This window comes from Arthrobacter sp. SE2, from assembly GCF_058244265.1.
In genome coordinates this window covers 315,027-329,082 of sequence record NZ_JBZAYA010000002.1, presented here as the reverse complement: position 1 = coordinate 329,082, position 14,056 = coordinate 315,027, and the positions used below count along the sequence as shown (strand labels likewise).

Genomic DNA, 14,056 nt, shown 5'->3' with positions numbered 1-14,056 from the left:
AGGGCCGTTCCTGGAGGTAGTGGTCATCGTGGCACCGCCGCGCCACGCCGGACGTCCATCGCTGCGGCAGCGGCCGCGAGGATCTCTCCTTGATCGAAACCGGCCCATGCAGCAGTAAGGTCCGTTCTCGAACTCACGGCCACGGCACGCCAGCCACCCAGCTTCAGGGCTTCGATGACGGGTTGGACATGGTGCGGGTGGTCGGTGACCACCAGGGCAAAAGCGTTGGCCCCGTAGCCGGCGGCCGGCGCCAACGCGCGGGCCTCGGAGAGCGGCATGTTGCCGAGCAATGCGAGGACGGGGCCACGCAGGCGGTGTGCGGCCAGCTTGTCCATGAGATGGTCGTCGAAGGGCGCCTCGGCACCCTCGACGACGGCGGCTTCTTTGCGCCTGCGCTCGCCGTGGACATGCCGTGGGCCGCTGAGCTGGATGGCGGCGAGGCTTTCGGCAATGGATTGCAGGCCTCCCACACCGCTGAATTCCTCGGTTTCGGGATATGGCGCGGAGCGGGATGTGCGAAATGCGGGATGTCCGGCGGCATCGAGGAAACGCAGCGAATAGTTGCGATCGGCAAGGTGGGCGCTGATCGACATCGCTGCCGTCACGACCCATTCGAAGTTCTCACTGCTCACCAGTTCAAATGCGTCTTCGTGCGCGGGGCCGAAGACCGCGGCCGAGCCCGACACGAAAGCGGAATAGCGCTGGTCCAGGATGATGGTCGCCTCGGGCGTGGTGACGGATTCCTCCTGCCGCACCATGAGTTCGCCGTGCCGCGCCGTCGCGGCCCAATGGACGCGCCGCATGGGGTCGCCATGCCGGTATTCGCGGGTCATCACATCGTCGTCGCTGGGATTTGCGCGGATCCGCGTGGCCGTCACGCCGTCGTTTCCGCGTGCGCCGGCCAGGCCTGTGGCGGGTAGTTCGACGGCGGCGGGCGTCACGGTGAGGATGTCGCCGTCATCGATCTCGTGCCGGTGCAGCGACAATCCGAAGGGATCGCAGAACTCGGCCGTGACCGGACCGATCCTGAACTGGCCGCGCTTGCCGGAGCGCAAGTGGTACTCATAGCGGCTGGTGCCGCCGGAAGCGGCACGGGCGGGAAAGCGAAAGGCCGGAGGTTCGCCGAAGCGCGGCGGCAACTGCTCTTCCATGATCACCGGCCCGGCCGCTGCGCCGGTCCGCGCAACTGCCAAGCGCACCGTGGCCGTGGAGGAAGTCTCCACGGAGGAGGGATGGAATTCGCGGAACACCTGGAAACGCGGCTTGAGGATGCGGACGCCGGCAAGCGATACCAGCGGCAGCACTAGCAGCAGGATCCCGAGGGCCAACAGATCCCGCCTGCCCATGATCTGGGCAAGCAGCAAAAAACCCACACCACTGGCCAGCAAGCCCCAGCCACGGGTAGTGAACAGATGCTTCGGAAGTAGATCGATCAGCGCCATGCCTGCCCCCTCTTTCGCTCTCCCTAGCTGCCGCGGCGTTCCGCGCCAGCGTCTTGGCTTACCGGGAGGGAGGCCAGGATGGCCCGGATGATGCTCTGTGGTGTATCACCGGAACTCGCGGCCTTGCGGTCAAGGATGATGCGGTGTGCCAGAACGGACTCGGCGACGGAAATGACGTCGTCGGGAAGGACGAAATCCCTTCCGTCGAGGGCAGCGGTCGCTTTGGCCGCCCGCAGCAGTTGCAGGAGGGATCGCGGGCTGGCTCCGAGGCGCAGGCGGGCGCTGTCCCGGGTGGCCCGGCCCAGGGCAACCGTATATTCCTTGACGGACTGCGAAACGTAAACCTGCTGCACCGTGGCGATCATCGCGGCGACGTCCGCGGAAGTGACCACCGGCGTGACTTTGGCGAGGGGTGAGACCGCCTGATGCGTCTCGAGCATCTCGATCTCGGAGAGCTTGTCCGGGTAGCCCATCGAGATGCGGGCCATGAAACGGTCCCGCTGCGCCTCCGGCAGCGGGTACGTTCCTTCCATTTCGATGGGGTTCTGCGTCGCGACAACCATGAACGGTTCGCCCAGCTGGTACGAATGGCCGTCCACCGTCACTTGGTGTTCCTCCATGCACTCGAGGAGGGCGGACTGCGTCTTGGCGGAGGCGCGATTGATTTCGTCTCCGATCACGATGTTGGCGAACACCGCACCCATCCGGAACTCGAACTGCCTTGAGGACTGGTTGTAGATGGAGACGCCGGTGACGTCCGAAGGAAGGAGGTCCGGGGTGAACTGGATCCGGCTGACCTTGCAATCGATAGTCCGGGCGAGGGTCTTGGCGAGCAGCGTCTTGCCGACACCCGGCACGTCCTCCACCAACAGGTGGCCTTGGGCGAGGAGCACGGTGAGGGCAAGCTTGGCGGCCTCGGCTTTGCCGTCGATGACTTTGTTGATGGCCGCCAGGATTTTCTCGCTGGCAGCGTGGAATTGCTCAGGATCCATGACCGTCGGCTTGTGCCCGTTGAAGGATTCGCGCTCAGGCGGCAAGGCAACCACGGCCTCGTCCCGTAGCAACTCTTCATCAACGGTGCCGTGTCGCTTTGAGTCCATGGACAATCCCCTCAGCCATGACAGAACCCCGGCCGGGCCGCGGTGCCCTGGCCGGGATTTACCGCCTTTTGTACCAGACTACCCAGCCTAGGGCCGCCGCAGACAGAGGCATGTTCCGCTGGAAGGGATACAGGGGTGATCAGGGAGGAATACGTGAGCGATCAGGAAGGCATCAGCAGGGAAAGATAGGGTGGATCCATGTGCAATTCCCTCCCGCCGGCTTCCTACCGCGCGCCTGAAACCGGCGATTCCCGCAAAGAATACCCGCCGGCTCCCGAACCGCTTCCGGTCCCCGTGATGGACAACCACACGCACCTCGACTTCCGGCACGGCCTGCTCGAAGTCGCGGTGGCGGATGCCCTGGACTCAGCCGAAGCCGTAGGTGTCCAGGGCGCGGTGCAGGTAGGTTGCGACCTCGAGTCATCGCGGTTCACGGTCCAGGCGCTTGAAGCGGACCGGCGGCTCCTTGGAGCTGTCGCCATCCACCCCAACGATGCCCCCGTTTACGCGGGCCGCGGAGAGCTGGAATCGGCGCTCGCGGAAATCGAGGAGTTGGCGGCCCATCCGAGGGTCCGTGCGATCGGTGAAACCGGGCTTGATTTCTTCCGCACCCATGGCGACGGACTGGTGCACCAGCGCCATTCGTTCCGCCGCCACATCGATATCGCGAAGAGACTGGACCTCACCCTCCAGATCCACGACCGTGACGCCCACGACGACGTGGTCCAGGTTCTCCGGGAGGAGGGGGCTCCCGAACGGGTGGTGTTCCATTGCTTCTCGGGCGATGAAGAACTCGCACGGATCTGTAATTTGAACGGCTGGTACATGTCCTTTGCGGGCACTATGACGTTCAAGAACGCCGCAAATCTGAGGGACGCGCTGGCCATCGCGGATCCGGAGCTGGTGCTCGTCGAGACGGACTCCCCGTTCCTCACGCCGCACCCTTACCGTGGCCGTCCGAACGCGAGCTACATGGTGCCGTACACCGTCCGTTCCATGGCCGAAGTGACCGGAACAGAGCTATCGATGCTGTGCTCGCAACTGGCTCAAAACACCATCGCCACCTACGGATCTTGGGACTAAGCAGCATTCACGATGCATACCCAGTATGTAAAAATCTTGGTCACTTTATAACGCTTCGGTTACAGTGGGTAACCAGTAGCCGGGGTCGGGGAAGGCCTTCGGACAACTAACTCCGTTCGCAATTGGTGTTTTCAGTTGAATTGAGTGTGGCGGCGCACAACTCCGCTGCAGTCCTCACGCATGCTTCGGCCTGCATCCGGGACCGCGGCAGGAGGCCCCTGTGCGCTTTTCCCCGTGCCCGGATGGTCCAAAAGTTACGGGCAAACATGGTCAAGTTCTTCACCACGGGCGGCAAGTTCAGTTTCGTCAAGGTCGGTGCGCAGCTGCTGGTGCTTTTGGCACTGGTGCTGGGAGTAGTTGCTTTTACGGGCAACAACAAATCAGTCACCCTCAACGTCGACGGCAAAGTGAGTTCCGTCCAGACCTTCGGCAATACCGTTGACCAGGTGGTCAAGGCAGCCAAGGTTGATCTGAAGGCTGAGGACCGGGTTTCCCCGGCCTTGGACACCTCGGTGCAGAACGGCTCCATCATCAACGTCAATCTGGCCAAGGCCGTAACGGTCAGCCTTGATGGCGCCCAGCGGACGGTCAACACCACGGCCCCGAACGTCGAAGGCCTCGTCTCCGAGCTCGGCGTCGCGAGCGCATCGGCCGTCTCCCAGCCCAAGGACACGCAGCTGGCCGTCTCCGGATCCTACATTTCGATCCTTACCCCCAAGACGATCAGCCTGATTGTCGACGGTCAGAGCTCTTCAAAGACCACGACGGCGGCCGACGTGGGAACCGTCCTCAGCGATGCCGGCGTCTCGCTCGGCGCGAACGACCGGGTTTCGCAGCCCAACTCGGCTCCCGTTGTCCAGAACATGGTGATCAAGGTTTCCCGGGTGGACACCAGCAAGACCGCCACCGAGACGGAGAACGTCCCCTTTGACACGGTCACCACGGAAGACTCCACTCAGTTCAGCGACCAGAAGACTGTAACCCAGGAAGGGGTCCTCGGACTGCTCAGTAAGACGTTCAAGCTCGTCCTGGTAGATGGTCGCGAAGCTTCCCGGTCTTTGGTCTCCTCTGACGTCACCGTCAAGCCGGTCTCTGCGAAGGTGACGGTCGGAACCAAGGAGCGCCCGAAGCCCGCCCCCGCCGCGGCTGTTGCCTCAGGACCTACCGGCGCACCGAACGAGGCAATGTGGGACAAGATTGCACAGTGTGAGTCCGGCGGGAACTGGGCCATCAACACCGGCAACGGTTACTACGGTGGCCTGCAGTTCGATATCCAGACCTGGATCGGTTCCGGCGGTGGCGCTTACGCTCCCAACGCAGCCGCCGCCAGCAAGGCCCAGCAGATTGACATCGCCAACCGCGTCTACGCGCAGCGCGGCCTCGGACCTTGGGGCTGTGGCTGGGCAGCTTCCAGCTAAACGAAATGAAATTGGCCGGGTCCGGAATCTTCGGGCCCGGCCTTTTCGCGTGCCGAAGATGGGGAGCGGGCGCTCCCGCTAGTCGCTCAGACGATACGATACCTAGGTGACTGAACCGAATTCCGAACACGCCGCCGTCGCACCCCTTCTGGGAGCTGCGGACATCCGACGGCTCGCCGAGGAAATCGGTGTCCGCCCGACAAAGACTCTGGGCCAGAACTTCGTCATCGACGGAAACACGATCCGGAGGATCGTCTCTGTCGCCGGTATCGATCCCGACGAAACCGTGCTCGAGGTCGGGCCGGGGCTTGGTTCGTTGACGCTCGGGCTGCTCGACGCCGCCAAAACAGTTGTCGCCGTCGAAATCGATCCCGTACTGGCCGGCAAGTTGCCGGACACGGTGCGCGCGTGGCGCCCGGAGTCCGTGGACGATTTCCATCTCGTCCTCTCCGACGCCATGAAAATCACCGAACTTCCGGTACAGCCCACGGCCCTCGTGGCCAACCTGCCGTACAACGTGGCGGTCCCCGTGGTCCTGCACCTGCTCCAGCATTTCCCGAGCCTGCAACACGGGCTGGTCATGGTCCAGGACGAAGTGGCGGACCGGCTGGCCGCCGGGCCCGGCTCCAAAATCTACGGAGTTCCCTCGGTCAAGGCCGCTTGGTACGGCCACATGCGCAAAGCCGGCGTGATCGGCATGAATGTCTTCTGGCCGGCGCCGAAGATCCACTCCGGACTCGTGTCCTTCACCCGCGGTACACCGCCGGCAACGCACGCGACGCGCGAGCAAGTCTTCGCGGTCATCGACGCCGCATTCGCCCAGCGCCGCAAGACACTCCGCGCGGCCCTCGCGACCTGGGCCGGGAGCGCGGCCGAGGCCGAACGTTTCATCGTGGCTGCGGGCGTTGATCCGACTGCCCGCGGAGAGGTGCTCGATATCAACGCGTTCGTCCGGATCGCCGAGGCACGCCACCCCCTGGACGCATGAATCCCGCAATCAGCGGTGCGATCCGCGGCCGCTTCGTCGCACGGACCGTCCGCGTCCGGGCGCCCGGCAAGGTGAACGTTTCCCTCAACGTCGGCCCCTTGCGGCCCGACGGCTACCACTCGGTGGCCAGCGTGTATCTCGCGGTATCCCTGTACGAGGAAGTAGCCGCCACGAGCACTGAGGGGCCCGGGATCACGGTCAGCATCGGTCCCTCAAGCACGTTGGACCTCGACGGTGTGGACATCCCGCTGGACGAGCGGAACCTGGCATACAAGGCTGCCGCCATCATGAGGGATGTCTCGGAGAACGCCACGGGGGTGCACTTGGAAATCACCAAGCGCGTGCCTGTCGCCGGAGGCATGGGCGGCGGCTCGGCCGATGCCGCGGCGACGCTCCTGGCCTGCGATGCGCTCTGGAACAGTGGTTTGTCCCGTGAAGAACTGGCCCACCTTGCCGCCGAGTTGGGTGCGGACGTGCCGTTCTCGCTCCTCGGAGGTACCGCCGTCGGGCTTGGCGTCGGCGACGAACTCTCACCCGCCCTGGCGAAAGCACAGATGGACTGGGTTTTGGTCTGCGCTGACTACGGACTCTCCACACCCGAGGTCTTCCACACCTTGGACAGGCTTCGGAACACCGAGGGACTCGACATCCCCGAACCGCTCGAGGTCGACGCCAAGATCCTGCAGGCGCTGCGCGACGGGAATCCCGACGCCCTGAGCAAAGTCCTTGTCAACGACCTTCAGCGCGCCTCGATCGAGCTGTCTCCGCAATTACGGGACACCATCGGGATGGGGGAGTCGAGCGGTGCCCTCGCCGGGATTGTTTCGGGTTCCGGCCCCACCGTGGCTTTGCTCGCCCACAACCCCCGGGCGGCCGAAGGGCTCGCCGAAGACCTTCGGCACCTGGGACACAACGCCCTTGCTGTGCACGGCCCGGTTCCCGGTGCCCGGATCATCTCCGATACCCTCCTTTGACAAGTCGCCCTGACTGTTCACATCAGAAAGTAGTACCCAGTGGCCCACCTGCTCGGCGGTGAAAACCTCACCGTTTCGTTCGCAACCCGCACCATCCTCGACGGCGTAACCCTTGGTTTGGAGGACGGCGACAGGATCGGCATGGTCGGGCGCAACGGCGACGGCAAATCCACGCTGATGCGCTTGCTGGCATTGCGATCGACGCCGGATTCCGGCCGCGTCACCAAACGCGGCGACGTCAATGTCGGCTACCTCGACCAGTCCGACGTGCTCGACGGCGACCTCACCGTGGGGGCCGCGATCGTCGGCGACCAAGCCGACCATGAATGGGCGGCGAACCCCAAAATCCGCGAGATCATGGGCGGCCTCGTGGCCGACGTCGATTGGCACGCCAACGTGCATGCCCTCTCCGGCGGACAAAAGCGCAGGGTCGCCTTGGCCAAGCTGCTCATCGAGGACCACGACGTGATCATGCTCGACGAGCCCACCAACCACCTCGACGTGGAAGGGGTCGCCTGGCTCTCCCGGCACTTGAAGACCCGATGGAGGGCCAACCAGGGCGCGTTCCTTGTGGTGACGCACGACCGTTGGTTCCTGGACGAAGTCTGCAACCGGACGTGGGAAGTTCACGACGCCATGGTGGACCCGTTCGACGGCGGCTACGCGGCCTACGTGTTGGCCCGCGCCGAGCGCGACCGGAGCGCATCCGTCGTCGAGAGCAAACGGCAACAGCTGGTCAAGAAGGAGCTGGCGTGGCTTCGCAGGGGCGCCCCGGCGCGAACCTCGAAGCCGAAGTTCCGCATCGAAGCCGCCAACGAGCTGATCGCCGATGTTCCTGATCCGCGCGACTCGGTGGCCCTCAGCAAGATGGCAACCGCCCGGCTCGGCAAGGACGTGCTGGACCTTGAAGGTGTCTCCCTCGATTTCAAGGGCGACGACGCCGGCCGGAAGCTCTTCGACGACGTTACCTTGCGCTTGGCGCCCGGGCAGCGGCTCGGGCTGGTGGGCGTCAACGGTGCCGGAAAGTCCACACTGCTGCGGCTGCTCAACGGCGAGATCACGCCGAGTTCCGGAAAGGTCAAGCGCGGCAAGACCGTTGTCACGGCGGTGCTCAGCCAGGACGTGAAGGAGCTCGACGATGTGTCCGACCTTCGTGTCATCGAGGTCATCGAACGTGAGAAACGCTCCTTTAGCGTTGGCGGCAAGGAGTTCACGGCCGGCCAGCTCGTGGAGCAGCTCGGGTTCACGAAGGAAAAGCAGTGGACGCCCGTCACCGACCTTTCCGGTGGCGAACGGCGCCGCCTGCAGCTTTTGCGCCTGCTTGTGGGCGAACCGAACGTCTTGATGCTCGACGAACCCACCAACGACCTCGATACCGACACTCTTGCCGCCGTCGAAGACGTCCTTGACGGCTGGCCCGGCACGCTGGTCGTTGTCAGCCACGACCGCTACCTGCTGGAACGCGTCACGGATTCGCAAATGGCACTCTTGGGCGATGGCAAGCTGCGCGGACTTCCGGGCGGCGTGGACCAGTACCTCGAATTGCGCGAAGCCGCGCTCGCGGGCGGTGCGGTGACCGGCGGCGCGTCGAGCGGGAGCGCCAGGCCGACGGCGGCAAGCGGCTCGAGTGCGGCCGCCTCCGGTCCGAGCGAAGCAGAGAAGCGTGAAGCCCGGAAGGACCTGAACCGGATCGACCGGCAGCTGGGCAAGATCGCACAACAAGAAGAGAAGCTCCATGTCCAAATGGCGGCCAAGTCCCAATCCGGCGACTTCGACGCCCTCGGCGAACTGAACACCAAACTGCAGGAACTCCTCGAAGAAAAAGAAGGCCTGGAGCTCGAATGGCTCGAGGCGGCGGAGATCCTGGGGGAGTAGGCGGGCACGCATCCTCTGCCTGCGCACCTTGGGTGCCGGCTGCCTTGGGTGCCGGAGGCGGCACTCTTCCGCGTCGCTTAGCGCGGTGGTTCCTTCCCAAAGCTCGCAAGCTCGCTTCGGGGCCCTCGGAACGCCGCTTCAACGCAAAGCGGCTACTCGCTCGCTGAGACGGTAGGTCGTCGCGAACGAGCGAACCGACACCCAAATTTGCCCGCAGCAAAGATCGAGAAAACCGATGCGCGGATTCCGGTGTCGATAGGGACTTTGCGTGTCGACGGGACACGTGGGCGTCGGAAGTCGAGGCGCGGGTCGGGGTGAAGCCCGAACGGAACGTAGGCAAGAGTGGTGCTGCGGGCCTTCGGGTAGGAGCGCATCGCGAGTCATCGGGCACTGGAGGTCGCTCAGCGACCGCAGGTGCCCATTTGCCTCGTGTCTAAGCGACGGCGAAGGGCCGTTGCGCCGTGTACGCGAGCATGGAAACGTGCGAAAGGGCCGTTGCGCCGCGAAGGCGACCACGATCCCGATGCCAAAGACGCCCTAGCCCTCGCTCCGCAGCTCCGGCTCTTTTTGCAGGCCCGTCAGGCCGTTCCATGCCAGGTTGACCAGGTGGGCGGCTACTGCGCGCTTGTCGGGCTCGCGGTGGTCCAACCACCATTGGCCGGTCATGGCCACCATGCCCACGAGCATCTGGGCATACATGGCGCCGTCGGCTGCGCTGAATCCGCGCCGGGAGAATTCGTCGGCGAGCAGGTTTTCCACGCGATCCGCCACGTGGGACAGCAGCGTGGAGAAGGCGCCTTCGGGTTGGGAGGGCGGGGCGTCGCGCATGAGGATCCGGAAGCCGTCGCTTCGCTCTTCGATGTAGCCGAGCAAGGCAAGGGCCGCCTGTTCAACGAGGACGCGCGGTTTGGCTTCGGCGGCGAGGGACTCGTTGATGGCGTCGAGGAGGATCCGGAATTCGAACTCCACAACCTGCGTGTAGAGGCCTTCCTTCGAGCCGAAGTGCTCGTAGATCACGGGCTTGGACACGCCTGCGGCGGCTGCGATTTCGTCGATGGTTGTAGCGTCCAGGCCGCGGGCGGCGAAGAGGCCCCGGCCAATTTCGATGAGCTGGGAGCGGCGTTGGGAGCCTGTCATCCGGGCACGGACAACCTGGGCTGCGGGTGCGTGGTTGGTCACCCTGGAACCCGTCGTTTGCCGGGGAAGTCCTGTGCTGTTGCTCACGCATCCATCATGCCTCATCTCAAGCGCGCAACGGCCTCGCGAGGGCTTGTCAGTGCCGCTGAAAAGGACTCAGGAATGCACCAAGTCGCGAACACCGCAATGGTCATGGCAAACTAGATTCTTGTGTGTGCGACCCGGTCAATCGGGAAGCCCGAGGACCCTGGGTCCGCGAGGGCCACGTGCGCACGGTCCGCTCTGGTGTAATGGCAGCACCCCGGCCTTTGGAGCCGTGGAGTATAGGTTCGAATCCTATGGGCGGAACTTGTCGGTGGTCTGCCGGCCCGCCTCTGAAGGCACCGTCTCTCCCGAAGCTGTCTACTGGCTGCGCGGAAGGCTGTGAATCGGCAAGAGTAGGATAGAGCAGATGCCGCAGCCGGGTTCGCCCGGACGTAACCGAGCAAGGAGAGCGACTTCGTGAGCCCCGATACTACTGGCCCCGCCGCTGTAATTGTCCTAGCTGCCGGAGCCGGTACGCGGATGAAGTCGCGGACTCCCAAAATCCTTCACGAAATAGGCGGACGCTCGATGGTGGCGCACGCCATCCTCGCGGCCCGCTCCATCTATCCCCAGCAGCTGGCCTTGGTGGTGCGCCACGAACGCGACCTCGTCGCGGCGCACATTGGACTGATCGATCCCGACGCCGTCATCGTAGACCAGGACGATGTTCCGGGAACCGGACGCGCGGTGGAAGTAGCCCTTGACGCCTTGGACGCGAAGGCCGAACTCACTGGCACGGTAGTGGTCACGTATGGCGATGTGCCTTTGCTGACCGGTTCCCTACTCTCCGAGCTTGTCGCCACGCATGAATCCGAGGGCAACGCGGTGACGGTCCTGACTGCGGTCCTTGACGACGCCAATGGCTATGGCCGCATCCTTCGTGCCGAGGACGGCACCGTGCTGGGCATCCGCGAACACAAAGACGCTAGCGACGCCGAGCGCTCCATCCGCGAGGTCAACTCCGGGATCTACGCTTTTGACGCAAAAGTTCTTCGCGAGCAGCTGCGCAAAGTGACCACGGAGAACATCCAGCAAGAAAAGTACCTCACCGACGTTCTCGAATTGGCGCGCGACGCCGGAGGCCGGGTTTCCGCCGTCGTCACCGCAGACCGCTGGCAGGTCGAGGGCGCCAACGACCGTATCCAGCTCGCCGCGCTCGGTGCCGAGCACAACCGCCGCATCATCGAGGCCTGGATGCGTGCCGGCGTCACGGTGGTTGACCCGGCCACCACGTGGATCGATTCCACCGTCACCTTGGACGAGGACGTCCGCCTCCTGCCCAACACACAGCTCCACGGCACCACAACCGTGGCGCGCGACGCCGTCGTCGGGCCCGACACGACCCTCACCGACGTTTCGGTGGGCGAAGGCGCGAAGGTGACCCGCACCCACGGTTCGGGATCCACCGTTGGCGCCAGGGCAAGCGTGGGCCCGTTCACCTACCTGCGCCCCGGCACAGTCCTCGGGGAGACCGGCAAGATCGGCGCTTTCTACGAAACGAAGAACGTGACGATCGGCCGCGGTTCGAAGCTGTCCCACCTCGGCTATGCGGGCGATGCCGAGATCGGCGAGGACACCAACATCGGCTGCGGCAACATCACGGCCAACTACGACGGCGAGAAGAAGCACCGTACGGTGATCGGCTCGGGCGTACGGACCGGTTCCAACACCGTCTTCGTTGCCCCGGTAACGATTGGTGACGGCGCGTACAGCGGTGCCGGCGCAATCATCCGCAAAGACGTTCCCGCCGGAGCCCTCACCTTGAGTGTCGCTCCCCAGCGCAATGCAGAAGGCTGGGTCATCGCCAACCGGCAGGGCAGCACCTCGGCCCAGCTGGCGCAGGCTGCGCAAGCCGCGCATGGCTCCACTGCCACCCCCGATTCCTCAAGTACTCCGGCAACCACAGAAGAGGGCACACAGGCATGAGCGAAATTACCGCACACGGCGAGAAGAAACTAGTTCTCGCCGCCGGACGGGCGCACCCCGAGCTGGCGCAGGAAATCGCCAAGGAGTTGGAAACCGAACTCCTGCCTATCGACGCCTACGACTTCGCGAACGGGGAGATCTATGTGCGCTCAGCGGAGAGCGTCCGTGGCACGGACGCCTTCGTCATCCAGGCGCACCCGGCCCCGCTGAACAACTGGCTCATGGAGCAGTTGATCATGATCGATTCCCTGAAGCGCGCCTCGGCGAAGCGGATCACGGTTGTTTCGCCGTTCTACCCCTACGCCCGGCAGGACAAGAAGGGCCGCGGCCGCGAGCCGATCTCCGCCCGCTTGGTGGCAGACCTCTACAAGACCGCCGGCGCTGACCGCATCATGTCCGTGGACCTGCACACGTCCCAGATCCAGGGGTTCTTTGACGGCCCCGTGGATCACCTCATGGCCATCCCGCTGCTTGCCGACTACATCCGCACCAGGGTCGAAGCGGACAACATCACTGTCGTCTCGCCGGACACCGGCCGTGTCCGCGTCGCGGAACAGTGGGCCGAGCGCCTGGGTGGCGCGCCGTTGGCGTTCGTCCACAAGAGCCGCGACCTCACGGTGCCGAACCAGGCTGTCTCGAAGACCGTCGTCGGGCAGATCGAAGGCCGCACCTGCGTCCTGATCGACGACATGATCGACACCGGTGGAACAATCTCCGGCGCTGTCCAGGTCCTCAAGAACGCCGGTGCCAAGGACGTCATCATCGCGTGCACCCACGCCGTCTTCTCCGAGCCTGCCGCGCAGCGCCTGGCCGATTCCGGCGCCCGCGAGGTCGTCGTCACCAACACCCTGCCGATTCCGGCCGACAAGCGCTTCCCGCAGCTCACGGTGCTGTCGATCGCACCGTTGATTGCGCGCGCCATCCGCGAAGTGTTCGACGACGGTTCCGTCACCAGCCTCTTCGACGGCAACGCGTAGTCCCCACCGCCACCCTAACCTCACAAGTTCGGCCAGGGAACCATGGCGGCGCGGGCCCACCCACCGGGTGAGCAGTCCCACCCGAACATCTGGCCCCACCCAACTAGCTCGCAGTAGTTGTCGTTCTCGAGCCTCAAAACGACAACAAATGCGAGCGAGTTGAGTCGGGTCGGGGCCGTTTTCCCTTTGGCGGGACGCGGCTGCTAAACTCTTGGGGATACCTTGGCGAGGGAGAGCACATCCGGGCTAAAACCGGATTGCGGGTCTCCGTTATCGACTGGGTCTGAATCTCCTTCAACGAAGGCGGACTGAACCTGCTGCTCAGCGGCTGGTACTCTGCCGGGCGTGGAAGGTCACCACAGACCTCCGCCCTTGCTGATCGACTTGCCGGCAATTTGCCGGCGCCACAGTAATCAAGGAGTACACATGTCTGAGCAGAAGCTCGCAGCAGAACTGCGCACCGAATTCGGCAAGGGTTTCGCCCGCCGCGCCCGTGCGGCCGGCCAGATCCCGGCCGTCATCTACGGTCACGGCGCTGAGCCCCTCCACATCAACCTGCCGGGCCGTGCCACCACCTTGGCCGTCCGCGTCTCCAACGCACTGTTGGCCTTGGACGTCAACGGCGAAGAGCACCTGGCTCTCGTGAAGGACATCCAGCGCGACCCGATCAAGCAGATCATCGAGCACATCGACCTGCTGACCGTCCGCAAGGGCGAGAAGGTTACCGTTGACGTGGCCGTCCACGTTATCGGGGAAGCTGCCATTGGCGCTGTCGCCAACCAGGAAGCCACCACGGTTTCCCTCGAAGCCGAGGCCACCCACCTGCCGACCTTTGTCGAAATCAGCATCGAAGGCCGCAAGGCCGGCGAGCACGTCCACGCTTCGGACATCGTCCTGCCGACTGGCTCGGAGTTGCTCACCGATCCGGAGACGCTCGTCATCCACATCTCGGAGGCCACCTCGGAAGCCGAGGAAGAGGCAGCTCCTGCTGCTGAGTAGTCTTTCGGACTAATCGAGGCATTAGCCTTTGTGAGTGGCCGGGTCCCCGAGGG

Annotated in this window: 11 protein-coding genes and 1 tRNA gene; 9 read left to right on the top strand and 3 right to left on the bottom strand. The window is 64.4% G+C overall.

Annotation, left to right across the window (positions count from 1 at the left end; translation table 11 throughout):
• Positions 1–23: 23 nt before the first annotated feature.
• Positions 24–1,442: a DUF58 domain-containing protein gene (locus tag AC4CS3_RS04200; RefSeq protein ID WP_490782331.1), complete on the bottom strand. Its 1,419-nt coding sequence runs from the start codon at positions 1,440–1,442 to the stop codon at positions 24–26.
• A 23-nt stretch (positions 1,443–1,465) separates the two neighbouring features.
• Entirely contained in the window at positions 1,466–2,542 is a 1,077-nt protein-coding gene (locus tag AC4CS3_RS04195; RefSeq protein WP_441412232.1) for an AAA family ATPase, read from the bottom strand.
• A gap of 198 nt (positions 2,543–2,740) precedes the next feature.
• Here AC4CS3_RS04195 and AC4CS3_RS04190 point away from each other — a divergent pair, with 198 nt between their 5' ends.
• The 5 genes from AC4CS3_RS04190 to AC4CS3_RS04170 all read left to right on the top strand — a co-directional run bounded on the left by AC4CS3_RS04190 (position 2,741) and on the right by AC4CS3_RS04170 (position 8,880).
• Positions 2,741–3,625: a TatD family hydrolase gene (locus tag AC4CS3_RS04190; RefSeq protein ID WP_490782330.1), complete on the top strand. Its 885-nt coding sequence runs from the start codon at positions 2,741–2,743 to the stop codon at positions 3,623–3,625.
• 266 nt (positions 3,626–3,891) lie between these two features.
• Positions 3,892–5,043, top strand: a complete 1,152-nt coding sequence (locus AC4CS3_RS04185) for a resuscitation-promoting factor (RefSeq protein WP_490782329.1) — start codon at positions 3,892–3,894, stop codon at positions 5,041–5,043.
• A 106-nt stretch (positions 5,044–5,149) separates the two neighbouring features.
• Entirely contained in the window at positions 5,150–6,031 is an 882-nt protein-coding gene (gene rsmA, locus AC4CS3_RS04180; RefSeq protein ID WP_490782328.1) for a 16S rRNA (adenine(1518)-N(6)/adenine(1519)-N(6))-dimethyltransferase RsmA, read from the top strand.
• A complete protein-coding gene (locus AC4CS3_RS04175) occupies positions 6,028–7,005 on the top strand; it encodes a 4-(cytidine 5'-diphospho)-2-C-methyl-D-erythritol kinase (RefSeq protein ID WP_490782327.1) in 978 nt (325 codons plus the stop codon). Before rsmA ends, AC4CS3_RS04175 begins: the two co-directional genes overlap by 4 nt.
• A 39-nt stretch (positions 7,006–7,044) precedes the next feature.
• Positions 7,045–8,880, top strand: coding sequence for an ABC-F family ATP-binding cassette domain-containing protein (locus AC4CS3_RS04170; RefSeq protein ID WP_490782326.1), 1,836 nt, complete (start codon positions 7,045–7,047; stop codon positions 8,878–8,880).
• Between the two features lie 537 nt (positions 8,881–9,417).
• Here the strand turns inward: AC4CS3_RS04170 and AC4CS3_RS04165 are convergent.
• Positions 9,418–10,104, bottom strand: a complete 687-nt coding sequence (locus tag AC4CS3_RS04165; RefSeq protein ID WP_490782325.1) for a TetR/AcrR family transcriptional regulator — start codon at positions 10,102–10,104, stop codon at positions 9,418–9,420.
• Between the two features lie 189 nt (positions 10,105–10,293).
• On the opposite strand from AC4CS3_RS04165, the gene AC4CS3_RS04160 reads away from it, so the two are divergent.
• From AC4CS3_RS04160 to AC4CS3_RS04145, 4 genes are all read left to right on the top strand, one after another.
• A tRNA-Gln gene (locus AC4CS3_RS04160) sits at positions 10,294–10,365 on the top strand.
• A 153-nt stretch (positions 10,366–10,518) separates the two neighbouring features.
• Complete coding sequence (gene glmU, locus AC4CS3_RS04155; RefSeq protein WP_490782324.1) at positions 10,519–12,027, top strand: bifunctional UDP-N-acetylglucosamine diphosphorylase/glucosamine-1-phosphate N-acetyltransferase GlmU; 1,509 nt, start codon at positions 10,519–10,521, stop codon at positions 12,025–12,027.
• Positions 12,024–13,004, top strand: a complete 981-nt coding sequence (locus tag AC4CS3_RS04150; protein ID WP_028266439.1) for a ribose-phosphate diphosphokinase — start codon at positions 12,024–12,026, stop codon at positions 13,002–13,004. The genes glmU and AC4CS3_RS04150 overlap by 4 nt, the downstream gene beginning before the upstream one ends.
• A 426-nt stretch (positions 13,005–13,430) precedes the next feature.
• On the top strand, positions 13,431–14,003 hold the full coding sequence (locus AC4CS3_RS04145) for a 50S ribosomal protein L25/general stress protein Ctc (protein WP_345449601.1): 573 nt from the start codon (positions 13,431–13,433) through the stop codon (positions 14,001–14,003).
• Positions 14,004–14,056 lie beyond the last annotated feature (53 nt).

Excerpts from the sequence above, each read along its gene's own strand:
- AC4CS3_RS04145 (WP_345449601.1), top strand. The coding sequence starts at position 13,431 with ATGTCTGAGCAGAAGCTCGCAGCAGAACTGCGCACCGAATTCGGCAAG.
- AC4CS3_RS04190 (WP_490782330.1), top strand. The coding sequence starts at position 2,741 with ATGTGCAATTCCCTCCCGCCGGCTTCCTACCGCGCGCCTGAAACCGGC.
- AC4CS3_RS04175 (WP_490782327.1), top strand. The coding sequence starts at position 6,028 with ATGAATCCCGCAATCAGCGGTGCGATCCGCGGCCGCTTCGTCGCACGG.
- AC4CS3_RS04150 (WP_028266439.1), top strand. The coding sequence starts at position 12,024 with ATGAGCGAAATTACCGCACACGGCGAGAAGAAACTAGTTCTCGCCGCC.
- AC4CS3_RS04185 (WP_490782329.1), top strand. The coding sequence starts at position 3,892 with ATGGTCAAGTTCTTCACCACGGGCGGCAAGTTCAGTTTCGTCAAGGTC.
- AC4CS3_RS04200 (WP_490782331.1), bottom strand. The coding sequence starts at position 1,442 with ATGGCGCTGATCGATCTACTTCCGAAGCATCTGTTCACTACCCGTGGC.
- AC4CS3_RS04195 (WP_441412232.1), bottom strand. The coding sequence starts at position 2,542 with ATGGACTCAAAGCGACACGGCACCGTTGATGAAGAGTTGCTACGGGAC.